Below are 23,952 nucleotides of genomic sequence, written 5' to 3'. Positions count from 1 at the left end.
GTGTTAGAAGGTAATATGCGATTCGCAACATCGCATGGGCAACCACAATGGCTGCCTTTTTCTTTCCTTTTCAATCAGCTGTACGTCTATACAGTGCACCGAGATAGTTTTTTGATCCTCTTACCGATTGAGCTGCTTCTGTTAATGCAGATCTTAATATATTTATTTCCTTTTTAAATCTGCTTGATTTTCTTTTACCTGCGCTTTCATTGTGTCCAGGAACCAAGGCTGCCCAGGAACACAGGTGAGCCACGGTGGGGAATTGAATAGGGACAGTTTGTTGAAGAGTTAACGTACCTGTTGGTGAATAATTAGCAATAGGAAGAAACGCATATTTTAAGTAAAATTATTCATAATACACTTTCTGGAAATTTATTGTAATAGGATGGTATATATGTACATTATTGTACGCATGTTGTTATGGATTCTTGCTGCATGGCGTTGGGGAGATTGGCGGAACTGGAAGAATTATCAGTCCACCTTTCTCTTTGTCATCATGTTGGACTTGTTATATAACTTTCTTACATATAATTATCCGTTGTGGTCATATGACCCTACAGATATCATTCCAAATCATACTTTTAACAATCTGCTTGTAACGTTTCTCTCTTATCCATCCATTGTGTTTATATATTTAGGACGGTATCCAACTGGATGGGTAAAACAGGTTGCCTGGATCATCTTCTGGGTGACCCTTTTGTCTGTCGTCGAGTTTGTAAACTACATAATGGGTTTAATGAGTTACCATAATGGTTGGAATTTCGGATGGTCTGTGATTTTTTATATTGTTCAATTGCCTTTTATACGGCTCCATTACAAAAAGCCATTATTAGCCTATGGACTGTCTGTCTTGATAATTGTAGGATTGCTATTATTTTTCAATGTCCCAGTCAGCAAAATGAAATAAAGCTTACTGTTTAGTAATATTTAACCATTTACAATTGCCCCGCCATTCACGTGTAGAATTTGACCTGATATGTAAGATGCATCATCGGAGGCTAAAAATACATAAGCAGGTGCCACTTCAAATGGTTGACCAGCTCGCTTCATGGGAACGCTATTTCCAAAAAGTTGCAATTTGATCAGGAGGTAAGGAAGCAGGAATTAATGGAGTCCAAATTGGTCCTGGAGCAACACCATTGACTCGAATACCTTTCGATGCCAGTGACAATGACAGAGAGCGTGTAAATGAAACAATCGCTCCTTTTGATGCAGAGTAGTCAATTGAATCTTGATCTCCTAAATAGGCACTAATGGAAGTTGTATTTATTATGGAGCTCCCTGAATTCATATACGGTAGAGCAGCTTTGGTCAAGATTAACTGCGAAAAAATATTTGTGTGAAAAGTGCTTGCTCGTTGTTTCGAATCTATATCAAGTAAACTGTTCTTAATGTAAAGTACACCGGCATTATTCACCAAAATGTCAATACGACCAAATTGGTGAATCGTTTGCATTACAGCTTGTTGGCAAGATTGCTCATACCCTTTATCACCTGGAATGGTAATGCAACGTCGTCCGTATTTCTGGATATTAAACATCGTTTCATTTGCATCGCTGTGTTCATTTAGATATGAGATTGCAATGTCTGCACCTTCTTTCGCGAAGGTAATAGCGACAGCTCTCCCAATACCGCTATCGCCACCTGTTATGAGAGCTACCTTATTCATAAGTTTACCAGCTGGTTTGTAATTGGGGTTATCAAATATCGCTCTTGGATTCATCAATGTTTCAAGTCCAGGCTTACTTTGTTGCTGAGGTGGGAAACCCATCAAGTACACTCCTATCACTTAAACGATAAACGCCAATACTTACTTTATCTTACTGACTATGGTAAAGAAATTTATAATGACTTAGTTGAAAATGCAAATCGTGAAGTTGGAAAAATGATTCAAGAAATATCGAATCGTAATTTGACCAAGCTAATCAATTCAATGCGAACCATAGAATCCATATTTACTAAAGATACTTCTCAATCAGATGTAGTCATTTGAACTTTTCAACCAGGAGATGTAGGTTTCGTTGCTCACCTTCATGGAACTTTGTACGGAAATACTTATAAGTTTGGAAGAATGTTTGAATATTACGTTATGAAGGGCTTAACTGAATTTATGATCAATACAGATGGGGGAGAACTATGGATTGCTGAAGTAGATGGTAAAATGGTAGGTTCGATTGCGATTACTAAATCCAATGATATCGTTGCCCAATTAAGATGGTTTGTTTTGGATGAAAATTATCATAGTATGGGTATAGGTAAGAAACTTATGGAGACTGCTATCGATTTCTGTAAAAAACAAAGATACAAACATGTTTACCTATGGACAGTAAGTATTTTAGAAACTGCTCGTTATTTATATCGAAAATATAATTTTACATTAACAGAAGAAAAACAAAATTATGAGTGGACTGGTTCGAAATTAGTAGAAGAAAGATGGGATTTAGAACTATTCGATGAAAAGTAAAACAACCAGGTCTTAACCCAGAATGAGTCATTTTTGTTCAGGATGATGTGATCGCTGTGGCGGTCATTTTTTCTTGTTGAACTAACATGGCAGAATACTTCAATAAAATTTGTTTCCTTTGTATGATGGAATTATTAAAAAGTATACTTTTGAGGTGTAATTATGTCCGTAAAAGGTCTTAATCATTTTTTATTTTCTGTGTCAAATTTAGAGAAATCGATAGAGTTTTATAAAAATGTGTTTGATGCAAAGTTGTTAGTCAAGGGCAGAAGCACAGCCTATTTTGATTTGAATGGTATATGGCTTGCCCTTAATGAAGAAAAAGATATTCCCCGTAATGAAATCAGCCAGTCTTACACTCATATTGCATTTTTAATAGAAGAAGCTGAGTTTGATGATATGTACCGTAAACTTGAGGAATTGAATGTACACATCCTTTCAGGTCGTCCAAGAGACAAAAAAGATAAAAAATCCATTTACTTTACTGACCCTGATGGTCATAAGTTTGAATTTCATACAGGTACTTTACAAGACAGGTTGGATTATTATAGAAAGGAAAAATCACATATGGAGTTTTACAATTAATAGTTTCCCTGTTCAGATAAAAAGGGTTTATCAATAAGATTGTGAAGAATTACACTTAAAGTAACGGGGGCTGTAGTTGAATAAGGACAGGTTAATAACAAAGGAAACTTGCCAAAAAAATGGTAAGTTTTTTTATGATCTTTTTAGTTAAAATGCCTTAAAATGTTCAAACCTTTAAAAAATAATGATGGGACTTTTTAAGATTGTTGTCGAATATTCGAATTGAGATATTCTTTGATAGAAGGAGCATATTAGGGTGATAAAAAACACAAGTGCGAGTAGGGATGAATTAGGGAGTATAGTCAAGAGATTACGAGAGGAAAAGGGTTCTAGCCAAAGAATGTTAGCGAAAGAAAGCAACATCTCTGCTAGCTATTTAGGTAAAATTGAGTCCGGTGAGAGAAAAGACCCGAGTGTATTCATTTTGCAGGATATTGCTAAAGCTCTGGATGTTAAAATTGACTTTCTGTTGTCAGGAAGTCACCCAACTTTTGAGCAGTTGGTATATAGTTATGATTTTACTATTGGTAATTCAAAAGTCATTAATAAAGTAGGGAAGGAATTATTACTTCAGTTGGTAACGGCAATCTTCGATAAGGATTGGAATAATGATAGTATCTTTGAAATACATAAATTAATCATAGAGCTAAAGGAGAAATTAAGCATTAGGGGTCAATGATGATACTACACTGATTTTTCTTGTATAAATGCCATTTGGGAATGTAAATTTGGATTTGAAATACATTGGGGCAATCACGCTGTTGATACAATACGCGCTCCACATTCGGCAAATTTTATGTAATTCTATTGAGCTACTTGGGCTTTAACACAATAAGGAATAAAATTAAAGAGCCTAAAATATTCAAGTTTTTATGCTTTTCTTGCGTATTTTGTCTCTAATTATATACTAAAATGATACTGCCATTTATAGCATTTTTTAATTGAAAATACACCTCTCAGTACGGCTAAGCCTAAACTTTACCTTTGATTATTTGATCAAGGGTCTTTTTTGTACATAAAAAAAGAGCGACCTAAAAATCTGTCACTCTTAAGCAATAAAATTTTCCATTGTATCTTGGTCAATGACATCATCAAAGTCAATTGGTTTCCTTAGACTTATCCCTCTTCGACTAATTACAGAAAATATTAAACCAAGTTCATAATACATTTGTTTTGTTAAAATACCCTTTTCAATGTTTTTATTAATTTCATTGTAAAAGGCAATTAAAACATCATTGGGTAATTTCTCATAAAAATCCATTTTAAGAACACCTTCTCAAAATTTACTAATTTATAAATATATATTAAAACAATCAGAAAACGCTTTCGATAAAAAGGCAATTATCTCATTAAATTTTCATTTTTATAATTTAATCATAATAAAAAGTGACTGGTTAAACCACCCATCATAATTCACAACAAAAAAAGTTTGTGAAATGCTGTACTTAAACTATAGGGAGGTTAGTTTAAACAGATAAGGATACTTTCTGCGGACTTGTATGTGAGATTTGAAGTGAAAAAACTCGCCAGGGGCGAGTTTGGTTGATGTCAATTTGATTTTGTTTTCGGTATGAAGGTATGATAACCTCAAGGAACAAAAGAGCTTATAGACTTTTATTTTGCTAATTTTACAAGCATATGAGCTAATTTGTGTTGTTCCTCTTCGTTTCCTACCTTCCAGAGCTCCTGGAGGAGAACTTCCTCACGGTTTTGAGGTTCAGTATTTTTAGCAAGATAGTCGGCAACCTTTTCAGCACTTTTCGCCAATTGCTCTTCATTCATGCCCAGTTTTTCCCCAATTGATATTTTGTTGTGTAGGTATGATTTAAACTCATTAAAATTTTCTAACTTGTTATACATTTCGCTATTGTCCATGTTCCTTACGGTTTCTTCAGCTTTGTTAGGAGTTGCTTCATTATTATTAAACATGTAATATCCCTCCATTTTGTTTAAGTCCCTTAATTTGTACCCCCATAGAGACATGTTCAAACTAATAGAGCGCTATAACAATGTAGTTTTCAGTTATCTTATGGTAAAAAAATCTCGTTTAATCAGGTTACTTATGAACACCTTTTTGAGCTAACTTGGCAGTTTACTTAAATAAGACGATAATTTAGAAATTAAACAAAATCTATTGGAGAATCATGTTATGCGAAAAGTATCGTATCCTTTTTTGCCAAAGTCAAATACATATTTAATACCTGGACAATTTTGGGCTATCCCTTTAAAGTCTAATAAATTTGCATGTGGGCGAGTAATTGAAGTGTCAAAAGAAGATAAAGGGGGATTTTTGGCAGGATTAATGGACTGGGTAGGTGAATACCCTCCATTTGCCGAAACAATTGCAGGAACAAAGACGTTAAAACAAGGTGATGTACAAATAAAAACTATTCATGAAACATGTCTAGATGGCATGATATTGGGCTATCGTCCATTGGAAGAAGACTGAATAGAACCTTACTTTTTTAAATCGCAGGAAGGCTTTGCAAATAATTGCATGTTAATAAAAGGATACCAACAGCTAAGCCCTGTTACTAAAGAGGAATGGCAAAAATATCCCCCTTTTCTACATGGGGTTACCTTGTAATTAAAAATTTAGCTGAAAAACATTTTTAATAAAACGGGTTAGTCCTTGTTCCATTGGATGCTTGAGCACAAGATGAACGTCGCTACGGCAGTCTTTTTTCTTATTCAACTAAAGGGCAGAAAAATTCAATAAGTAAGGCCTACTTTATGTTACTTTTGACACATATTAAACAATCAAAGACTCCTCGATATTGAGAAGTCTAAGGAAAATGGACTATTATTTATTACGTATTATTTTATGATGACCATCATTAATATGTATAGTGAAAAATACCTAAATATTAAAAAGACCAAGACTGAGATTATTATACGATGAACATAAAACAATTACCGAGTTGTATTCGGTCGTCAATGCTCAACAGGATAACCAATACAACTATTGGAGCAAAACCAGCTACGTGTGCACTATCTGACATTTTTGAACCTTCTTTTCATTTGTCATTACAATGTATGTACAAAAATGAAATTTGAAAGGGTCGGTGTCCTAATTAGTGACAAGTTTCCAAAAAATAAACAAATGAATTTAGAATATTTTTAAGAAATAGCCTCCTGAAAACTATAATTAATTTTCACCATTTGAGAAGGTAGCTTTCCTGTAAATTGCTTTTTTAATAGTAAAACCTTGATTTCTCAAGGTTTAATAATTGACTATTTCTTTTTTGAATTCTGATTAGTGTTTGAGTCTTATTTAATTTACTTCTAATTTTGTTTTTTCAATTCATTTAATTGAGCTTTTATTTCGGATAATTCATTTGCAATCCTTTCTAGCTGTGAAGATATTAAACTAAGTTCTGTATTCTCTTGTGTGGGAGCAGTGTCAGGAGTGGGTCCATCTTGCTTAGGCATATTCATATTATTTACAGAGTTACCAGTTGTATCATTTGTAAACAAACTGCTTGCTACCTTCATTAGTGAATTCATTGTATTTGGATTTTGCATTAAGCTGCCAGCCAAATTAATTAATGCATCATTGTTATTGTTTGATTGTGTGGTTGTATTAAATAAAGTATCAAAGTTGAGAGTATCTCTCAAAATTGATTTATTCGCTTTCTTTTGATTCTCACTCATTATTTGGTCACCCTATTCAAAAAAAATTTTAAAACCATATACAGTGAATCTGGTAGGGACGATAATCTTTTACACAAATAAATGCATTTGAAATCCGCTTTTTTCTAACATATAAAATGAACCTAGAAGATCAATTCAAGGATCTTCTAAGTTCATTGCCCATTTCATAGGAACTTTAAATTGCCCGTGATATTAGAATTCGATTAGCATTGTGCAGCAATTGCGTTAAATGCTCCACTAAAAGAGCTAGTATCAACGCCTAAAATTCCACCAACAAAAAGTGCAACTGCTAATAAAATGATCACAAGTAGCACCCCTAAGCATACTAGAAGATTGGAAAGTGGTGAAGTTGGCATTTGTGTCCCCCCTTTCCGAAGATTATCGTAAGAGAAATCTTACAAAAATATATTATGCTGAAATAATGGACAAGCATAAACGAATGTCTTGGGTTTAGAAAAATAGGCTGTCAATTTTACAGGTGTACCACATTAGAGGGATTTTTAAATTAAGAGTTTTTTAAGTTATTTTTAATATTATTTACTTATTGTTTTAAAATGAGAGTGTTAATATAACTACATAATAAAAAAATAGTTATTACTTTCCGAAAGGGTATTATAGGTTTTTGAAAAAATTTTGGAGGGACCGTAAATGAGATTACACCTTAAGCGATTGGCAGTAGGGGCAGTTATCCTAGCCATTCTTTTAGTAGCATTATGGTTAGGCATCAATAATGACCAATTAATAAATATGATTTTGTACGTGGTATCTTTCTGCATCATTTCATACCTCATTGGCTACTTTCTCTTGAAAATTAGGATTGGAAGATGGATGGAGAGATTGAAATTGATGATGAAAAAGTACTCCTTCAAAGCAATGAAGGACCGAAAATTGGCATCTAATAATAGTAGAAGGGCTGATTACAGGAAAAATAGTAGATCTCAAAGAAATAGGAAGGATAACGTAAATATATGATAGCTTGAATTTCTGAAGCAGAACGCCTCGACTCTTTATGAGCATTCGAGGCGTTCTTTATTTAATAATCAGATAAAAGAAGCACTGAATAGTTTTTGATGCTATTTCAATGATTGTTTAAAGATGGATGAAGATTGCAAAGTAATAGAGAAAATCCTTATTGTACGCTTTTACCTTTAAGTAAAAAGCAAAGGGACTCTCTAATTGTTTTTATTGTTTTTTCAATTCATTAACAATCTCATTAATGCGTTTTTCCACTTCATAAAGATTCTTCTGCATCCGCTCACGCCGACTTGTCAAAACCTGCAATTCCTGTTTCAATTCCTCTGTTTTACTCATGATTTCTCCTCCAGATTAAGATATACCATTAGTATGATAGCACAAAAAACATCATTAGATGAATTTCATGAAAATAGAAAAAATTAAATTCATCTTTTTTAGTATTCTTATCCAATTCATTTAAAAATTCATGTTAAAATCTTCAAATAAATTGGTTACAGCATTACCTGTACACTTAACTTATCCATATCATTAGACATAGCTAATTTTTACAATGATAGGATCAAAATTTAATCGGAGTCTACTGAATCCTCACCCAATTGAAATAGGGTGGTGCCTTATTCCAGAAGATGATGAAGCATTCTCTTAGGGTCATTTAAAAACTGTTTCATAATCTGAAAATGATTGGTTTCTTCAAGTTTTTTCTCTTGGATTCCTTCTTCACTTAACTCATAGATGATTGAGTCTGGATACGACATAATAATGGGTGAATGGGTAGCAATAATGAGTTGGGAATGTTGATTGACCAAGTCATGTATTCTCGTAACCATTGACATTTGCCGCAAGGGGGAGAGTGCAGCTTCAGGTTCATCCAGTATATAAATTCCATTTCCTCCAAATCGGTGTATAAAGGTGGAGAAGAAGGCTTCTCCATGTGATTGTTCATGAAGAGATTGTCCGCCAAAAGAATTGATGATTTTCGGACCTCCACCACCCTGATCCAATTCCTCAATATTAGAGGCTACATTATAAAAGCTTTCAGCTCGTAAGAAGAAACCGTCTTTTGGCTTATCAATGCCCTTGATCAGTTTTAAATAGTTTGTTAATTCAGAATGGGAATCAAACGTAGAAAAGTTGAAGGTAAAGGATCCACCCTCAGGATTAAAACCTAAGGCAACGGCAATTGCCTCCAATAAAGTAGATTTTCCCATTCCGTTCTCACCGATTAGGTAGGTAACCTTGGGATGAAAGGTAAGCTGATTTAGGGTCCTTATACTTGGCAGATTAAAAGGATATTCAGTAAATGCGGGTACATCGTCTCTCCTTAAAACGACGCTTCTTATATAGGGGGAATCTATCACCATGTATCAACTACCTTACTTTTTAAAATCATTCTATCATACGTATTGGATAAGACGGGAGTATAACCCATGAATAAGACAAGCTTAGAAAAATAATTTCAGGCTTTTTTTGCAACAAAACAGAACGTTTGTTCTATAATAAACGTAAATAATAATTTGAAGGTGTTAAAAATGGAGTTTAACCTGGAAGTACATTTAAATATTGAAGGAACGGGGCTAGCTGTTAGAGGACGTTTTTCAGCGAGGAATAAAAAAGAATTTGCGAACGTTGCCCACAAGTACATACAAAGCATAAAGCATGAAACGGGCTATCGTAGAACATTCATTGAAATGGTAATGGTGGATGGTACAGAAGACATAACAGATGAAGTAAGGAAAATAGAAAATAAACCGATTCCGCCTATGGACGATATTTTTTGGTAGGGGAGTTAAATCAAAAAGGGCTGAGAATTTTTTAAAGGGTTCCGTTTTGAGGTGTCTTTCTTAAAATAGGTGCCGAAATGACAGTCGTATTGCATCATTATTGGTATATAAAAAAGTAAAACCTCACTCCCTTTTGATAAGATATCTTGACCTTATTCGAGTAACTAGCGAAAGGTGAAATAAGCGGAGATTTTCCGGTTAGATGTAGCATGGAGCTCGTTTTGGGGTAAATAAGCGGAGGATTTCCGGTTATGCAAAGCAAAATTCCTTATTTTCGCATTTTTCGAGGCAATAGGCGGAATCTCTCCGTCTATTTAAGCTTTTTTTAATAATAGTTCCTACTTAAGCGGAATTTTTCCGTTTATTTATCTGATAGGGTGCTTAAACTGATCCCCCAACCGATAAGTGCGACACCACTGAATCCTAGATGCAGCTAAAGATCAATAAAATTGGTACTCAAAACGGTACTGCAAACGACAGAAGTTTGGAGACACTTTGTTAATGGTACAATACTTATTGTCCATAATAATAATGATGTCCATTTCTATGTAAAGGTAATGGAATTTCGTAGAAAACCTTGATAAAAAAGAAAAAGACGTATGCCAATTCATACGTCAATTCTTATTTCTTTAAATAAAAAAGTACCCGAAAACGGAATCCTTTAAGATTTTCTCAGCCGCTTTGCATTCATCTTCAGTTTATAAAGCCAATTTGGCTCTGCGAATTAATTTCTTTAAAGGCTTTCTCCGTTTGAACCTTTTATATGACTTCCTTGTAGCAAGAACAAAAGGAGTTCTTCTTCTCTGCCTTGACATCAACTTTGCTTTTTCAGCAGTAGTTAAGAAATCCAAAATATCCTGTGCAGCATTTGGATTGATAAAGTCTCTTTGGGATTCCATAATCTTTTTTAACTTTTCTCCATCATTTTCCAGTAACTCATCGATAATCGATTTAAGATTTTCGTTGTCTGGACAATAAACCCCTAAATGATGTTTTTCTGCAAAAGATGGATTATCTTTTTCCTGTCCTGGCAGAGCACCTGTAATAATCATTGGTAAATTGGTTGCTACACCTTCGAACATGGTATTCGGGCTCCCTCTCATGATGCCAATATCGGCAGCAAGCATGAGATCCTGAATGTTCTTGGTAAACCCTAAAACGTCTACACGCTTATCAAAACGAGGCTTCAGAGAGCTTTCTAATTCTGCTTTTAAGGTTTCGTTTCTTCCCGCTATGATGGTTACGTTGCAATCAAAGTGATTCAGCAGGTTTTCCGCAATCGCATTCATATCCCCTACGCCTTCGCCGCCACTCATCATTAAAAAGTTAAGTTCAGATTTCATTTCAAAAGGTTTTCTTTGAGACCTTAAGAACCGCTCTCGAACAGGGAATCCCATTACATGTACTTTTTCTTTACAAACGCCATATTCTAAGCATTTTAGCATGGCTTCCTTAGTCGGACTTAAAATAAAGTCAACTCTAGGATCGCACCATAATGGATAAATATTAACCAAATCCGCAATAAACGTTCCAAAAGGAATTTGAATTCTTTCTTTTCTTAAAATATTTATGATGGAACCATTAAAGTTTGGGTGAATAGACAAGATTACATCTGGATTTACCTCATCCAACAAAGTCAAGAAATCATCTTTAATAAGATTTTCTACACCTTTGTCGATGGCATAAGAATTTAATGCAGAAACATGCCATATGGCATTCCATAATTGGGCAGAATATCTTGTTATTGGACCATAAGATTTACCAATATTTAATAATGTGGATCCTCCTAATGAGAAGCCATCCACCACATGTATTTGTATTTGAGCATTTTCACCAATTTTTTCTTGTAAGGATTCAGCAATGCTTTTATGCCCGTGGCCAGTAAAATCGGAAGAAATAATTAGGATTTTTTTATTCAAAGTACCCACCTTTCCTCCACGGATGAATTGTATTGTATTTAACACCCTTAAAATTAATTTAGCCAGTTTGGTTTTATAAATTCTTAGTGTTGATTAGGAACATTTTACAATTCATTTTTTAAATACATTGCCTACCAAGTATCCCAACAACGATCCAATGAATAGATAATAAAAAAACATCGGTAAAAAAAACCGATGTTTTATTTCTTAAATTAAATTTTATTTGGAAATGCTTTGTGCGTTTTTGGGTACCAATGGAATATGATTGTAAATGTTGATCATAGCACGACCAATTGGTGCAAAAACGGATTGTAATGCAAAAACAAGTCCGCTTACTACAAGTGATACGATGATGCTTGCTAGTACATCAAAAGGATAATGGTTTCCTACATAAACACGGGAAATTCCTGTACAAATAGCAAACAAGAGCATACCCATTCCAATCTTACGATGTTTCCTCCATAATATCGCTAAAGCAATGGAAAATGTACCCGTTGCATGGTCACTAGGGAACGAAGAATCTTTTGCATGCTGTACCAGAAGATGCACATGATGGGTGACAAATGGACGATTTTCATAAAAGATATGACCTAAGACAGAATTAATAACCAAACCAATCACAGCGGTGATCGCTGCGTATACAACCGTATATTTTTCTTTTTCTTTTCCCAAAAACCACATTAGTAGTAAAACTAAGGCAAAAATTGGAAAGGCAAATTGAGTAAAGAAAACCATTAATCCATCTAAAAAGGGATGATGGCCAGCATTTTGATTGATTGCCTGAAATAATTCGTAATTCACTCCAGTTCCTCATTTCTATCTGAATTTTATTGAACATTTGAAGAAAAAATCTCATTTTTGCTAGAGAATATTCGTTCCTGCCACCAAAAATGGGCAAGATAAATAATATCAAAATAACCTTTTTGTTGACTTAAAAAAACATTAAAAATCCATTAAGACCAAAAATTATTTATAAGTACTCTGTTTTCTTATGGTTGTATCAAAAAAAGCAATGCTATTCCAGAAGCATTGCTTTCCAAACGAAAACTATATTATGCTGATGCCTTTCTGCTTTTAATAACTTTTATAGCTAAGAAAACTAAAATAAAGAACACGATTATGGCAACCAAATAAGCAATAGGATGTAAGATATTTTGAATATGTTCCCAATTGTTACCTAGCACATATCCTACATAAGTTAAAATGGAAGACCAAATTACACTACCAATGGCAGTGTATATTAAAAATTTACTAAGGGACATTCGTGCAATTCCTGCTGGTAAAGAAATAAAAGTACGAATGGCTGGCAAAATACGTGAAACAAATACTGTAATTTCCCCACGTTTATCGAACCACATTTCAGCCGATTCTAAATGTTTTTTTGACAAAAATACATATTTCCCAAAGCGGTCGATGAATCTTTTTCCACCCCAAAGTCCAATCGCATATGCAATGAAAGAACCGATGATATTTCCTAGTGTTCCAATCAATATAACTCCTATCATATTTAGATGCCCTGTTGAGACTAAATAACCACCAAAAGGCATAATCACTTCGCTGGGAATTGGAATACAGGTACTTTCCAAAACCATTCCTAAAAGGATCCCCCAATATCCAATGGAATTAATCCAATTTATGACTATGTCTCCCAAATGATGTAAGATACTCACTTTAAACTCTCCCTTAAAATACTTTTTTTGCAAAAATTTTGACCATAACTATCTAACAGTCTCCCATAATAACTGCAATTTTCAACTTAGTTTTTGATTAAATTTTTCTTAATTTCGTTTAAAAAGAAAAAACCCCGATTGGGGGTTTCGCCTTGGGGGGGAACAATGCAGATCAGATAAGGGTATGGGATTAACAATATATTAAAACAGTTGCCAACAATAAAAAAAATTGGAACTTAATAGACACTTAATATTTGATTAATTGATTTTTAATAAAAACTCAATACCAATCTATTATAGTTAAATTTGTTGATTGCATTCCAAAAAAGTTTTATTAATGATGCTTACAAAAAGGAGATGAGTTTTTTGTCAAAAAAATTATCAGTCGCTGAGGAAACGATGCAGGAAGAACCAGTCATTAAACAGTTGTTAAGCAAGGTACCGCAGGTTACTATTTTCTTCTGGATCATCAAAGTATTATGTACAACTGTCGGTGAAACGTTTGCTGATTTCATAAATTTCAACCTTGGAATAGGTTTAACACTGACTACCATCATTATGGGAATAGCGTTTTTCATTGTACTGTTTTTTCAATTCAGAGCAACTAAATACGTTCCAGGCATTTATTGGACAACGGTTGTTCTTATAAGTGTTTTTGGAACGTTGGTAACGGATAATTTAACAGATGGTATAGGTGTACCTCTTGAACTCAGTACAGCTGTTTTCTCGGTGCTGCTAGGATTAACTTTCCTTTTTTGGTATCTAAGTGAAAAAACTCTCTCGATACACTCGATTTTTACCAAAAAAAGAGAAGTTTTCTACTGGCTAACGATTCTATTCACCTTTGCACTTGGAACTGCAGTAGGTGACTTATATTCCGAACAACTCGGTCTTGGTTATCTAAACACAGGAATCACAGTCATTATGATCATAGCTTGTATATTCTTAGCATGGAAATTGAAACTTGATGGGGTACTTGCATTTTGGATTGCGTATATTTTGACTCGTCCACTTGGCGCATCAATAGGAGATTTCCTTTCTCAACCGAAAGTGAATGGCGGGTTAGGATTGGGTACAACCGTAACGAGTGTCATTTTCCTGATAGCTATTTTAGCGATCATTGTTTTTCTTGCGGTTTCAAAAATTGATATCAATGCAAAGAGAGAAACAGCACATACAGAACAAACAAATGGAAACAAGAAAAATGTTTTGACCCAAACCATAGTGGCACTGTGTGTTTTCTTAGTTGTTGGTATTGGGGGGTATGTATGGAGAAGCGATAATATAGCATCGCAAACCACTTCATCACAAGCTACATTAGGTGGACAATTAACAAGCTTTATTAAAATTGAAAATGACATGCTAACCGATGTAAACTCAAATAACTTTAGTTCCGCTAAAACAAGTGCAGATGATCTAGAACATCAATGGGACACATCGGAAGCAAAACTTAGAAAAATCGATGGCACCACATGGACAAAAATTGATGGTACAATTGACATTGTTTTAGCAGCTGCTCGTTCATCTAATCCTGATGCTAGCAAGTCTAAAGTAGCACTTAACCATTCACTTGGCGTCTTAAACACAGCAAATAAAGTAACGAATACTGCTTCTTCCACAACATTAGTTGGTCAATTAAATGATTTCTCTACAATTGAGAATAATATGCTAAAAGATGTTAACTCCAACCAATTTGCTTTAGCAAAGAAAAGTGCGGACGATTTGGAACATCAATGGGATACATCAGAGCCAAGACTTAGGAAAATAGATGGTACAACATGGACAAAAATTGATGGAACAATTGACGTTGTGTTAGCGGCAGTACGTTCATCAAGCCCTGATGTGAGCAAGTCCAAATCTGCACTTACCCATTCGCTCAATATGATAAATGGTGTAAATAAATAAAAATTTTAAAAGGCCTCTTTGAACATAGTGGAAGAGAACAATAAGAAACTTGATGCAATGATTTACGGTTTCCTTATAGATATTTTGGCAATTTTTTAAGCCATTGTTGGGAAAAAAGAGATGAAACGAATACATTGCCATATGAAAAGAAGTAAAGGCTGTTCCTTTTAAGGACAGCCTTTTTCATTGATTCCCTACTAAACTTTCTATCTTATAGAGTGATGAGGGCAATAGATACAGATTGGAAATCTGTCGAGGTAACAGAACCATAATTCCTACATTCCTTAGATTCAGAATAAAACCCAATAACATGGAAAAAAATATAAAAAATACCAAGTGAAAATCGAAGGAGAAATAGAATGAAGCGAACCATTGCGGATTCACTCGTTGAAGCCTTGTTAAATGCAGGGGTGAAAAGGGTTTATGGTATTATAGGAGACTCACTGAACGCCGTCATCGATTCCATCCGGCGTTCGGAAAAAATTGAATGGATTCATGTCCGCCATGAAGAGGTTGCCGCATTCGCAGCCGGTGCCGATGCAGACATGACCGGAAGCATTGCTGTGTGCGCCGGAAGCAGTGGTCCTGGCAATATGCACCTCATTAATGGCTTGTACGACTGTCACCGTAACCGGGTTCCTGTCCTTGCCATTGCAGCACACATACCTAGCTACGAAATCGGCACCAATTTTTTTCAGGAAACACGTCCCGATCATCTATTTAAGGACTGCAGCTACTACTGTGAGGTTGTGACGACTGCTCACCAAATGCCACGCTCCGTACTCGTCGCCATGCAGAATGCAGTTTCGCGTAAAGGTGTTTCCGTTCTTGTTTTGCCAGGGGACGTCGCTGGCTATGAAGCAGACGATACCCCCGTACCTGAACATGTCCTTCATGTGACACAGCCGGTCATACATCCTTCGGAAACGGAGTTAAAGCAGCTGGCGGACTATTTGAACCGTGGCGAACGCATCACGCTGCTGTGCGGAGCCGGCTGTGCAGGGGCTCACACACAGCTTATGCAGCTTTGCGAAAAACTGCAATCACCGATGGTCATTGCATTAAGAGGGAAAGAACACCTGGAGTATGATAATCCTTACTATGTCGGACTAACTGGCCTGATTGGTTATTCATCCGGCTATCATGCGGTTAAGGAATGCGATGTCCTACTGATGCTTGGTACCGATTTTCCATACAGGCAATTCTATCCAAAAGATGCCACCATATTGCAGGTCGATATTGAACCAGGACATCTCGGTCGTCGAACCAATCTCACCTACGGGCTGTGTGGTGATGTGAAAGCAACGATTGAGGCACTGCTGCCTTATCTGACAGAATCACAGGATAGAAGCCACCTGAAGAAATTAACCGACCACTTTCGAAAAATCCGCGATGATTTGGACGAACTGGCAACCGGAAAACCAGGTCGCACACCCATCCATCCTCAATATCTAACGAAAGCCGTCAGTGATCTGGCAAGTGAAAACGCCGTTTTTACATGCGATGTCGGAACCCCGACACTTTGGGCTGCTCGTTATCTGCAAATGAACGGACAAAGGCGGTTGTTAGGTTCTTTTAATCACGGAACGATGGCAAACGCCCTGCCACAGGCGATTGGAGCACAGCTTGCTCAGCCGGATCGCCAGGTAATCTCTCTTTCTGGAGATGGAGGACTTGCCATGCTGATGGGTGATCTTCTCACACTTAGGCAGCATAAATTGCCCGTCAAAATAGTCGTATTTAACAACGGTGCGTTGAGTTTCGTCGAGCTTGAAATGAAAGCACAGGGCTTATTGGAAGCAGGAACCACTCTTGATAACCCCAACTTTGCCGATGTCGCGAAAGCGGTGGGTATTGAAGGAATTCGCGTGGAGGATCCTGGAGAGCTGGAGGAAGCGATTCAGCGTGCCCTGCAATATGACGGACCCGTGTTACTTGATGTCGTTGTAAATCGTCAGGAATTGGCTTTTCCGCCAAAAATCACATTTGAACAGGCGCATGGTTTTAGCCTTTGGATGATGAAAGCCGTTTTGAACGGGCATGGCAACGAGCTCATTGACCTTGCGAAAACGAACTTTTTCCGCTAATATCCAAAATGATTGATTTTATCGAGGGATTTGAAGAAAAGGAATTGGTGAACTAATAAAAGGGTATTAAACGAATCCCTAAATTGCCCCTAAAAAGTGAATATTCAACCACTTTATAGGGGCGTTTCTAACTAACGTAAGAATACGTCTATTTTACTTTTTCTAACTTTTTAATCATTTTTGTAATGTCATTCAATACATTCAACTTTCCTTTTATAATCGCGTTGTTATAATCATTCTTTTCTTCTAATAAAACAGGTATATAGTAATTCTTAACTGCCTCAATATAATTTGCTAATTCTTGGAACTTTTCCTCCGATTTCAAAGTTGAACCTCCTAGGTAGATTTACATGAATATATAGATGTAAACAGTAGTATGAGATATTTCTAGTGTAAAATTTTTGTGTGTTTAGTGGGTAATTTATACTAAAAATATATATATTAATTTTAATTCAAATTGTTTTTTTTCAAAGTGGCTAATTGCCACATTCCTACTTTTACACCTTTTTTACTTTCCTTAAGAATGAAATGGAGAAATTGTTTTTAATCATATTGTGGGATTTTTTTACAAATTGAAAAAGATAGGAGATCTCAATAAAAAAGAGGGGCACCTAGGCCTAACGGGTTCTCTTGATGGGGAGTTTTGTGAAAAAAAACACAGTATTTCGCATCTATTTAGGTAACTAAATCCACTAAAAAATTCATCTACAATCTTCATCATTCGCCAAGGGTAAATCTTGCAAAACACTTTTAATATTTCTATTATAACTGAATGTAGATTTCACTGTGTTTGAAAAATAAACGGAAAAATTCCGCTTAAATTGGGAAATAGGAGTATTTCCTTAAAAATAAAGGAAGTTTTTCCGTTTATATGATCCAAATCTTAGGATTTGGTCTTATTTAGAGCAGTTAACCGGAATTTTTCCGCTTATATCTGTTTCTTAACCTTCCTCTTTATACATTAGACGGAAATTCTCCAACTATGAATTCTCATACCTACACGACAATCAAGTTGAAATTAGGCAGGGGATATGAGAGTGTTTTTTCTACGATACTTGTTGACGTGCCATGCTGGTTTGCATAAAAAAATCAATAAAAAGATAAACTGCATGAGCAGAATTTTGGCTTATTCGCAGGATTTCAAATAGGAACGGAATACCAGATTTAACTGAAAATGTATTCCATTATTTCACTATGCTTTCACGTAGCAATCATGCTCATTACCTGTTTTTAGTTTCTTGTTCGTAAAGAACGGCTGCGAATAAGCGTGATTCGGAAAAAGAGGTCAAAGTAGATGGCAATAGATGGTAGTAATAACTTCTCAAAACTTACTTTCTATATAAGGAAGACCGAACAAACTCTTGATCCGTCATAAGATATTCATGACTCTTCATCATTCCAGTCTGAAGTGACGCTGACACATCCGAAGCAGAGTAGGCACATACTGACATAAGACCCGATTCATTTACACTACAATCCGCTAGATGTTCAAATTCTTCCAGTTTACTTGAAATGTCATCTTGTTCTTTCCACTCTACATGAGCCCATGTACGAATATTCATTTTTTCATTGAAAAAGGGAGTTAATATTTCCCCAAAGTGTTCAACAATACTGTGAATATGAAAATCACCGTAACAACGATAAAAAAGGTAATTATCGATATAGTGAATAAATTTTTGAGCCTCTTTTGAAAATAATTGATTAATTTTCTTTTCTGCCTCGTTATATAAATATTTATTTTCTATTATAAGGAGATGATGGTTTCTTTCAATCCCTGCTTTTATATAAGCAATCATATTATTAAGATAGCTATTATGGTCCTCGAAAAAGTATAATATGTGTGCTGAATTGCTAACTTCCAGATCATTTGATAATTGAAACATCTTAGTCAAAATAACACCTCATTTTAAAAATTTCAATTCTTTAAAAGGCCAATAAGACGCGGTTCTACATATTCTCCTGAATATAAAATGAGGGGAATATCCTCGAATTTTTATTTAATTGGTACAATGGAGATTCGACTATTTCAAAATCGGTCATAAGATAAGGACATTCTCTCATCAGCTTGATGTGTGTACCTGCGGTTACTTTAGCAGCATTGTTAGAACACACCATTAAAACCTTTTTATTCTTTAATTTGATCTTCTCTGTATTTAAACGATTTTGTAACTGGCATACCCAGTTATCAGATTCATCATGTTGCTCGTGTGACCATATATAGATGGACTCCATTTCATCCATCTTGTTGTTGATCCTTATTAAAGGATCAACAACCACTTCAGGTTCAGGTTTCTTAAGATCTTCCAAATTGATGAAATGGATTTGTTTATTGATTTCACCTATGGTTAGATTCGTTAATAACGCTTGCTTAATCTGTGATAAATTATCTGGGATATCAATCAATAAGCATTGATGATTTTTGCTAACTCCTATTAAAAGAAACGAAATAGCATGTTGCAAGTAATTTTCATAATTGCTATAAAGGTATACTACACGTCCACTGTCAAGTTTTTTTAAGCGTTCATAAATATCTTTGTTTATGGTTGTGTCTTCAAGTAAATTGAAATTTTGATCATCCTCATAGAATAATAGCGGGTCAAAATTCAACACCTTTGCTATGTTTTTAGCAACATTTAGGCCAGGGCTTCGTTTTCCACTTTCTATCTGCGAATAATAAGATCGATCAATAAAGGAGCTCGAGGCAACTTGCTGTTGAGTCATTCCTTTATTTTTGCGTATATGACTCAACCAGCGTCTCTTATTATTTTCCTCTAATTTCAACATTCGTTCACCTCGCAGCTAAAAGACAAAATAAGACTATATCCCTATTAAAACATAGGTTAAACAGCGTAACTACTGTAATATATTTCATATAAAAGGTAAATGTTAATTTGATTTTCAGGTATGCTGTACTAAAGAAAGCGTTTCTGCAAAAGCAGGAACGCTTTTGGTCTTTTAGAAAAAGAAGCCATAACTATTTCTTGACTGCATGGATATAATGGACCGTTTCGAAGGCTCTTAAATAGTCCGTCCGGTGACGGAAAAATCGATTGTTTATATCAGTGGGTGACAAGTGTTCAAAAATTAGCAAACCTGCATCTTCAAGCATCTTCTCGATCTCGTGATAACTGAAGCATGATTTCATTACTTCGCCGCCGGCCAACGTCATCTTCAGCATATTTTCCACTCGATTTGAAAATCCTTTTTCTTTAAAAAGATTTTCATCCGCATAATCAAAAACGATGGAACTTCCCTCAGGGACTTTAGTAAAAAGTTCACTAAACAAACGGGAGTTTTCGTCTTTTGTTAGATAAAAGGTGACACCCAGAAGACTGAACAACGTTTTTTTATTTTGAAACCCTCTTTCCTGGATGCTCTCAAAGGAAAATTCTTCAGTAAAGTCAACCGGAATCATATGAAGATTTTTGGGAATCTCTAAATCTGCCTGAGCAAGTCTGCTTCTTTTAAATGCTTGTGTAGCAGGATGGTCCATTTCATAGATTTCCAAAGAGTTTTCCAATTCTGGATGCCTGAAACAGAATGTATCCAGCCCAGCCCCAAGGATTACATATTGTTGCAATCCTAACCTCATTTCGATTGCTAAAACTTCCTCGCAATAAGCCGCCCGAGCAAGCGGAGTGGGGGATAGCTGGACCTGAGTGATCCATTTTAGGATTTCTTCTGGCTGTTCTTTAAACTTTTCAGCAATCTCCCTGTTGAAAAACGAGATTCCTTTAATCATATTTTCACTAATGTCTGCCAATTCTTTTTCAGTAATTAGTTTTTCCGCGAAAAAATCATCAAAAACCTTCGGAGTGTCATGTTTACTGTGGTATGCTCGGCCGAATGCTGAAACTAAAGAAGTCACACTAGATTCATTGGCTTTCATTCAATTGCCTCCCATAACAAAAATAAGATTCCCCTGGCCAGGAGAACCTTATTATACACAGTGTATTTTAATTTGTAAATTATAGCATAAATAGATACTTTTGTCAAATGTTTTATCATAATCTTCCCCCCGTAATACAATTGTTTTTTATTCGGATGATCATACTAATATGTTTTAGAAAGAGAAGTACGTAGACCAGAGTACACTCGGTCTTTTTTTGCAATTGCCTTAAGAGCGCCTTTTACAAATTTGTGAATTAATCTAATTGAATTTTTCTAAAAATATTCCTTGAAACTTACTTGTAAAAAATAGACAATATAGTAGAAAATTGTTTTATAGATTATTGCAAAATTTGCTATTAATCTATATAGAAAGGGTAGGGTTATGGAAACAGCAAAGAGATTTGGTACAGAAAACGAACAAGCACGTACCCCACGTCAGAAGAAAATGATTTTACTTGGGTTCCTTGTTCTGATACTTATTTTTGTTATGTTAAGTTTAGCCATAATTGAATGGAATAAAAGGGATTTAAAGAAGTTAGTATTTATGAATCCGACAGAAAAAACCTTCATTAAAACAAAAACAGTATCAGCTCGTGTTGTACAAAGTCATACTGAAACGATTTATGTAAATGCCTCAAAAGGATCTATACAAGAGATTTTTGTAAAGGAAGGGGAAACGGTTTCTAAAGGACAACAGCTCTTTTCGTACGAAGGCTCAGCATTAAAGGCAGAACTAGGACAAGCAGAAATAAATAAACAATTAGCAGAAACGAGTGCTAAACAACTGCAAGAGCAAATCACTTCGTTAGAACAGGATTTACTGGAAGCTGAATCTACTACTACACCAGGTACAAGCGACGCCACCAATACCACCGTTACAACAAATCTAACTGGTGTGGGTGATTCGGATAGTATAGATGATAAATCAATTCTGTCACTTAAAGCTGAACTAAATACAGCAAAAGCTGACTCCCGTGCGGCAGAATTAAAGGTCGAAAAATATACGTTGGAGGCAGAAAAGCTTCAAGCCGAGCTCGATTCCTTAATTGTCTCTAGCAACACTGCAGGTGTGATAGTTAACCTGAATAAGAATTTAGGGCAAGGTTTCCAAGCAAAAGAAAATCAGCAATTAGCCATCATGGAAATCGTTTCTAATGATCCGTTTGAAATTGAAGGAAAGCTAACAGAAGCAGAAAAAGCTAAAATTACACCAGGCCAACCGATTACAGTAACTTCTAATGTAGTTGCCAATAAGATTTGGAACGGGAAAATAACGGAGGTAAGTGATTATCCTACCTATAAAGCACCAGTTAATAAGGATAAAGATTCACAACAAGAACCGGTTCCATCCTATTCTTTTAAAGCAAGTCTTGATTCCCAAAAAGGTCTATATCCTGGCTACTCTACCACACTAGACGTTGTTCTGCAGTCTAAACAATTGCAAGCAGTTCCTGAAACGAGCATCATTACGATTGGAAAATCGAGCTACGTATTTGTACAAAAGAAAGGTATTCTACATAAACAAAAGGTAGAGACGGGTCAAAAAAGAGGTCATTGGGTTGCGATTCTTAAAGGGTTAAAAGGTGAAGAAAAAGTAGGAGTAAATCCATCCTGGATTGTTCACCTTGGTACATTAATGAACCTAAATTAAGCAATAATTAGGAAAAGTCGGATGCGGGAAGACAATTGGGGTTCTAGATCATCAGGTAATCATATATAACTTTTCATTTTTAAAGGATTTTCGCTATTTTGCAAGAAATAGTTTAATTGTATGAAAGCGTTAGGAAAATAGCGGAGGTGGAACCATGAAAGCGTTATTTATCGGTGGGACAGGAACGATTAGTTCTGCTATCACGAAGCAATTGGTAACAATGGGATGTGAGCTTTACCTTCTTAATCGGGGGAATCGAAAGGATCGTTTGCCAGAAGGGGTAAACTTACTTCAAGCAGATATTAATGATGAAGAGCAAGTTTCCAGACTGATTGAAGATTTAACGTTTGATGTTGTGGCTGATTTCATCGCGTTTGTACCTGCACAACTAGAAAGAGATTATCGCTTATTTAAGGGGAAAACGAAACAATTTATCTTTATTAGCTCGGCTTCTGCCTACCAAACTCCTTTGTCCGACTATCGAATTACAGAAGGAACGCCCTTATCAAATCCATATTGGGAGTATTCGAGAAATAAGATTGCCTGTGAAGAGTATTTGCTGAAACTTTACCGAGAGGAAGGCTTTCCGATTACGATTGTAAGACCAAGTCATACCTATGATGAACGTTCGATTCCGCTTGGAGTACATGGAAGCAATGGTTCCTGGCAGGTAGCAAAACGCATGCTAGAGAATAAGCCGGTTATTATTCATGGTGATGGTACATCATTATGGACAATGACACACAATAGTGATTTTGCCAAAGGCTTTATTGGCTTAATGGGCAATATTCATGCAATCGGTGAGGCTGTTCAAATCACTTCAGATGAAAGTCTTACCTGGAATCAAATTTACCAGGCCATCGCGGACGCACTCGCAGTCAAACTCAATGCGATCCATGTGTCATCAGAATTTTTGGACGCTTGCAGTAAGGAAGATTACAGGGGTGGATTATTGGGGGATAAGGCCAATTCCGTCGTTTTCGACAATTCTAAACTAAAAAGACTTGTTCCCGATTTTGTTGCGACGACTCGATTTGACCAAGGAATTAAGCAAACGGTTGAATACATATTAGCTCATCCTGAACTACAAAAAACGGATGAGGAATTTGACCATTGGTGTGACAGGGTTATTGACGGATTAAATACGGCACTAAAGATGGTTAAGGAATAGCTCCGTGAACCGCCAAGAATTGGCTTTTCCAACTAAAATCACATTTGAACATGCGCATGGATTTAGCCTTCGGATGATGAAAGCCGTTTTGAACGGGCACGGCAACGAGCTCATTGACCTTGCCAAAACGAACTTTTTACGCTGATCGCCAAAATGATGGATCGTATAGATGAAGGCCTCTTGCATTCACTCGCAAGAG

General features: G+C 35.7%; 27 protein-coding genes and 1 pseudogene. 13 read left to right on the top strand and 15 right to left on the bottom strand.

Translation table 11 applies throughout. From position 1 onward, the window contains the following. Positions 1-70: 70 nt before the first annotated feature. Complete coding sequence (locus JOC76_RS30225) at positions 71-253, bottom strand: transposase (protein WP_307784757.1); 183 nt, start codon at positions 251-253, stop codon at positions 71-73. 141 nt (positions 254-394) lie between these two features. Here JOC76_RS30225 and JOC76_RS23045 point away from each other — a divergent pair, with 141 nt between their 5' ends. Beyond that, positions 395-907 carry a CBO0543 family protein gene (locus tag JOC76_RS23045; RefSeq protein WP_205181115.1) on the top strand — a complete coding sequence of 171 codons (513 nt, stop codon included), beginning with the start codon at positions 395-397 and terminating at the stop codon, positions 905-907. Positions 908-927: 20 nt separating this feature from the next. On the opposite strand, the pseudogene JOC76_RS23040 reads toward JOC76_RS23045, so the two are convergent. Beyond that, a pseudogene (locus JOC76_RS23040) lies at positions 928-1,771 on the bottom strand (SDR family oxidoreductase). On the opposite strand from JOC76_RS23040, the gene JOC76_RS30220 reads away from it, so the two are divergent. From JOC76_RS30220 to JOC76_RS30935, 5 genes are all read left to right on the top strand, one after another. Next, on the top strand, positions 1,751-1,993 hold the full coding sequence (locus JOC76_RS30220) for a helix-turn-helix domain-containing protein (RefSeq protein ID WP_239557918.1): 243 nt from the start codon (positions 1,751-1,753) through the stop codon (positions 1,991-1,993). The pseudogene JOC76_RS23040 and the gene JOC76_RS30220 overlap by 21 nt on opposite strands. A 96-nt stretch (positions 1,994-2,089) precedes the next feature. Continuing rightward, positions 2,090-2,464: a GNAT family N-acetyltransferase gene (locus tag JOC76_RS30215; RefSeq protein WP_239557917.1), complete on the top strand. Its 375-nt coding sequence runs from the start codon at positions 2,090-2,092 to the stop codon at positions 2,462-2,464. Between the two features lie 162 nt (positions 2,465-2,626). Further along, positions 2,627-3,049, top strand: coding sequence for a FosM family fosfomycin resistance protein (fosM, locus tag JOC76_RS23030; protein WP_205181114.1), 423 nt, complete (start codon positions 2,627-2,629; stop codon positions 3,047-3,049). Positions 3,050-3,305: 256 nt separating this feature from the next. After that, complete coding sequence (locus tag JOC76_RS23025) at positions 3,306-3,728, top strand: helix-turn-helix domain-containing protein (protein WP_205181113.1); 423 nt, start codon at positions 3,306-3,308, stop codon at positions 3,726-3,728. A gap of 24 nt (positions 3,729-3,752) precedes the next feature. Continuing rightward, positions 3,753-3,851 carry a DUF5063 domain-containing protein gene (locus tag JOC76_RS30935; RefSeq protein WP_205181134.1) on the top strand — a complete coding sequence of 33 codons (99 nt, stop codon included), beginning with the start codon at positions 3,753-3,755 and terminating at the stop codon, positions 3,849-3,851. A 246-nt stretch (positions 3,852-4,097) separates the two neighbouring features. Here JOC76_RS30935 and JOC76_RS23015 read toward each other — a convergent pair whose 3' ends face one another. Together JOC76_RS23015 and JOC76_RS23010 are read right to left on the bottom strand one after the other, a co-directional pair. Continuing rightward, a complete protein-coding gene (locus JOC76_RS23015) occupies positions 4,098-4,310 on the bottom strand; it encodes a hypothetical protein (RefSeq protein WP_205181112.1) in 213 nt (70 codons plus the stop codon). Between the two features lie 353 nt (positions 4,311-4,663). Next, the gene (locus JOC76_RS23010; protein ID WP_205181111.1) at positions 4,664-4,978 is read right to left on the bottom strand and encodes a DUF3243 domain-containing protein; all 315 of its coding nucleotides are present in this window, start codon (positions 4,976-4,978) and stop codon (positions 4,664-4,666) included. Between the two features lie 220 nt (positions 4,979-5,198). Here JOC76_RS23010 and JOC76_RS23005 point away from each other — a divergent pair, with 220 nt between their 5' ends. Next, positions 5,199-5,498: an Imm26 family immunity protein gene (locus tag JOC76_RS23005; protein ID WP_205181110.1), complete on the top strand. Its 300-nt coding sequence runs from the start codon at positions 5,199-5,201 to the stop codon at positions 5,496-5,498. 836 nt (positions 5,499-6,334) lie between these two features. Here the strand turns inward: JOC76_RS23005 and JOC76_RS23000 are convergent. Both JOC76_RS23000 and JOC76_RS22995 read right to left on the bottom strand, forming a co-directional pair. Beyond that, positions 6,335-6,703: a hypothetical protein gene (locus JOC76_RS23000; protein ID WP_205181109.1), complete on the bottom strand. Its 369-nt coding sequence runs from the start codon at positions 6,701-6,703 to the stop codon at positions 6,335-6,337. A gap of 203 nt (positions 6,704-6,906) precedes the next feature. After that, positions 6,907-7,059, bottom strand: a complete 153-nt coding sequence (locus JOC76_RS22995; protein ID WP_205181108.1) for a hypothetical protein — start codon at positions 7,057-7,059, stop codon at positions 6,907-6,909. Between the two features lie 292 nt (positions 7,060-7,351). On the opposite strand from JOC76_RS22995, the gene JOC76_RS22990 reads away from it, so the two are divergent. Beyond that, positions 7,352-7,675, top strand: coding sequence for a hypothetical protein (locus JOC76_RS22990; protein WP_205181107.1), 324 nt, complete (start codon positions 7,352-7,354; stop codon positions 7,673-7,675). Positions 7,676-7,885: 210 nt separating this feature from the next. Here the strand turns inward: JOC76_RS22990 and JOC76_RS30595 are convergent, their stop codons facing one another. Both JOC76_RS30595 and JOC76_RS22985 read right to left on the bottom strand, forming a co-directional pair. Beyond that, entirely contained in the window at positions 7,886-8,014 is a 129-nt protein-coding gene (locus JOC76_RS30595) for a hypothetical protein (protein WP_256218541.1), read from the bottom strand. Between the two features lie 278 nt (positions 8,015-8,292). Further along, positions 8,293-9,039 (bottom strand): AAA family ATPase, encoded by a 747-nt coding sequence (locus JOC76_RS22985; protein ID WP_205181106.1) that lies wholly within the window; start codon positions 9,037-9,039, stop codon positions 8,293-8,295. 168 nt (positions 9,040-9,207) lie between these two features. Here JOC76_RS22985 and JOC76_RS22980 point away from each other — a divergent pair, with 168 nt between their 5' ends. Then, on the top strand, positions 9,208-9,459 hold the full coding sequence (locus tag JOC76_RS22980) for a hypothetical protein (protein ID WP_205181105.1): 252 nt from the start codon (positions 9,208-9,210) through the stop codon (positions 9,457-9,459). Between the two features lie 698 nt (positions 9,460-10,157). Here JOC76_RS22980 and JOC76_RS22975 read toward each other — a convergent pair. The 3 genes from JOC76_RS22975 to JOC76_RS22965 form a co-directional block, all read right to left on the bottom strand. Then, complete coding sequence (locus JOC76_RS22975; RefSeq protein WP_205181104.1) at positions 10,158-11,378, bottom strand: MGDG synthase family glycosyltransferase; 1,221 nt, start codon at positions 11,376-11,378, stop codon at positions 10,158-10,160. Between the two features lie 219 nt (positions 11,379-11,597). After that, a complete protein-coding gene (locus tag JOC76_RS22970) occupies positions 11,598-12,179 on the bottom strand; it encodes an undecaprenyl-diphosphatase (protein WP_205181103.1) in 582 nt (193 codons plus the stop codon). A 251-nt stretch (positions 12,180-12,430) separates the two neighbouring features. Continuing rightward, a complete protein-coding gene (locus tag JOC76_RS22965; RefSeq protein WP_307784756.1) occupies positions 12,431-13,048 on the bottom strand; it encodes a DedA family protein in 618 nt (205 codons plus the stop codon). A gap of 399 nt (positions 13,049-13,447) precedes the next feature. Between JOC76_RS22965 and JOC76_RS22960 the strand changes: the two genes are divergently transcribed. Both JOC76_RS22960 and poxB read left to right on the top strand, forming a co-directional pair. Then, on the top strand, positions 13,448-14,953 hold the full coding sequence (locus tag JOC76_RS22960) for a COG4705 family protein (RefSeq protein WP_205181132.1): 1,506 nt from the start codon (positions 13,448-13,450) through the stop codon (positions 14,951-14,953). A 359-nt stretch (positions 14,954-15,312) separates the two neighbouring features. Then, complete coding sequence (poxB, locus tag JOC76_RS22955) at positions 15,313-17,040, top strand: ubiquinone-dependent pyruvate dehydrogenase (protein WP_205181102.1); 1,728 nt, start codon at positions 15,313-15,315, stop codon at positions 17,038-17,040. A 148-nt stretch (positions 17,041-17,188) separates the two neighbouring features. Here the strand turns inward: poxB and JOC76_RS22950 are convergent, their stop codons facing one another. From JOC76_RS22950 to JOC76_RS22930, 4 genes are all read right to left on the bottom strand, one after another. Beyond that, positions 17,189-17,365 (bottom strand): hypothetical protein, encoded by a 177-nt coding sequence (locus tag JOC76_RS22950; protein ID WP_205181101.1) that lies wholly within the window; start codon positions 17,363-17,365, stop codon positions 17,189-17,191. A gap of 1,003 nt (positions 17,366-18,368) precedes the next feature. Further along, the gene (locus JOC76_RS22940) at positions 18,369-18,923 is read right to left on the bottom strand and encodes an MEDS domain-containing protein (RefSeq protein ID WP_239557922.1); all 555 of its coding nucleotides are present in this window, start codon (positions 18,921-18,923) and stop codon (positions 18,369-18,371) included. Between the two features lie 64 nt (positions 18,924-18,987). Beyond that, positions 18,988-19,824, bottom strand: coding sequence for a helix-turn-helix domain-containing protein (locus JOC76_RS22935; RefSeq protein ID WP_205181098.1), 837 nt, complete (start codon positions 19,822-19,824; stop codon positions 18,988-18,990). A 190-nt stretch (positions 19,825-20,014) separates the two neighbouring features. Next, the gene (locus JOC76_RS22930) at positions 20,015-20,929 is read right to left on the bottom strand and encodes a class I SAM-dependent methyltransferase (protein WP_205181097.1); all 915 of its coding nucleotides are present in this window, start codon (positions 20,927-20,929) and stop codon (positions 20,015-20,017) included. 384 nt (positions 20,930-21,313) lie between these two features. On the opposite strand from JOC76_RS22930, the gene JOC76_RS22925 reads away from it, so the two are divergent. Next, positions 21,314-22,582: an efflux RND transporter periplasmic adaptor subunit gene (locus tag JOC76_RS22925; protein ID WP_205181096.1), complete on the top strand. Its 1,269-nt coding sequence runs from the start codon at positions 21,314-21,316 to the stop codon at positions 22,580-22,582. A gap of 154 nt (positions 22,583-22,736) precedes the next feature. Continuing rightward, positions 22,737-23,753: an SDR family oxidoreductase gene (locus JOC76_RS22920; protein ID WP_205181095.1), complete on the top strand. Its 1,017-nt coding sequence runs from the start codon at positions 22,737-22,739 to the stop codon at positions 23,751-23,753. The last annotated feature ends 199 nt before the right edge of the window (positions 23,754-23,952 follow it).

The sequence above is a fragment of the Neobacillus cucumis genome (assembly GCF_016908975.1).
GTDB classification, from domain to species: domain Bacteria; phylum Bacillota; class Bacilli; order Bacillales; family Cytobacillaceae; genus Neobacillus; species Neobacillus cucumis.
This window is presented reverse-complemented; position numbering and strand designations above follow the sequence as displayed.

What these genes read in the sequence shown, in the direction of transcription:
- JOC76_RS22940 (WP_239557922.1), bottom strand. Translation starts at nt 18,923, where the DNA reads ATGTTTCAATTATCAAATGATCTGGAAGTTAGCAATTCAGCACACATA.
- JOC76_RS22960 (WP_205181132.1), top strand. Translation starts at nt 13,448, where the DNA reads ATGCAGGAAGAACCAGTCATTAAACAGTTGTTAAGCAAGGTACCGCAG.
- JOC76_RS22930 (WP_205181097.1), bottom strand. Translation starts at nt 20,929, where the DNA reads ATGAAAGCCAATGAATCTAGTGTGACTTCTTTAGTTTCAGCATTCGGC.
- JOC76_RS22980 (WP_205181105.1), top strand. Translation starts at nt 9,208, where the DNA reads ATGGAGTTTAACCTGGAAGTACATTTAAATATTGAAGGAACGGGGCTA.
- JOC76_RS30595 (WP_256218541.1), bottom strand. Translation starts at nt 8,014, where the DNA reads ATGAGTAAAACAGAGGAATTGAAACAGGAATTGCAGGTTTTGACAAGT.
- JOC76_RS23015 (WP_205181112.1), bottom strand. Translation starts at nt 4,310, where the DNA reads ATGGATTTTTATGAGAAATTACCCAATGATGTTTTAATTGCCTTTTAC.
- JOC76_RS22995 (WP_205181108.1), bottom strand. Translation starts at nt 7,059, where the DNA reads ATGCCAACTTCACCACTTTCCAATCTTCTAGTATGCTTAGGGGTGCTA.
- poxB (WP_205181102.1), top strand. Translation starts at nt 15,313, where the DNA reads ATGAAGCGAACCATTGCGGATTCACTCGTTGAAGCCTTGTTAAATGCA.
- JOC76_RS23010 (WP_205181111.1), bottom strand. Translation starts at nt 4,978, where the DNA reads ATGTTTAATAATAATGAAGCAACTCCTAACAAAGCTGAAGAAACCGTA.
- JOC76_RS22985 (WP_205181106.1), bottom strand. Translation starts at nt 9,039, where the DNA reads ATGGTGATAGATTCCCCCTATATAAGAAGCGTCGTTTTAAGGAGAGAC.
- JOC76_RS23045 (WP_205181115.1), top strand. Translation starts at nt 395, where the DNA reads ATGTACATTATTGTACGCATGTTGTTATGGATTCTTGCTGCATGGCGT.
- JOC76_RS22925 (WP_205181096.1), top strand. Translation starts at nt 21,314, where the DNA reads ATGGAAACAGCAAAGAGATTTGGTACAGAAAACGAACAAGCACGTACC.
- JOC76_RS23000 (WP_205181109.1), bottom strand. Translation starts at nt 6,703, where the DNA reads ATGAGTGAGAATCAAAAGAAAGCGAATAAATCAATTTTGAGAGATACT.
- JOC76_RS30215 (WP_239557917.1), top strand. Translation starts at nt 2,090, where the DNA reads ATGAAGGGCTTAACTGAATTTATGATCAATACAGATGGGGGAGAACTA.
- JOC76_RS22935 (WP_205181098.1), bottom strand. Translation starts at nt 19,824, where the DNA reads ATGTTGAAATTAGAGGAAAATAATAAGAGACGCTGGTTGAGTCATATA.
- fosM (WP_205181114.1), top strand. Translation starts at nt 2,627, where the DNA reads ATGTCCGTAAAAGGTCTTAATCATTTTTTATTTTCTGTGTCAAATTTA.
- JOC76_RS22920 (WP_205181095.1), top strand. Translation starts at nt 22,737, where the DNA reads ATGAAAGCGTTATTTATCGGTGGGACAGGAACGATTAGTTCTGCTATC.
- JOC76_RS22990 (WP_205181107.1), top strand. Translation starts at nt 7,352, where the DNA reads ATGAGATTACACCTTAAGCGATTGGCAGTAGGGGCAGTTATCCTAGCC.
- JOC76_RS23005 (WP_205181110.1), top strand. Translation starts at nt 5,199, where the DNA reads ATGCGAAAAGTATCGTATCCTTTTTTGCCAAAGTCAAATACATATTTA.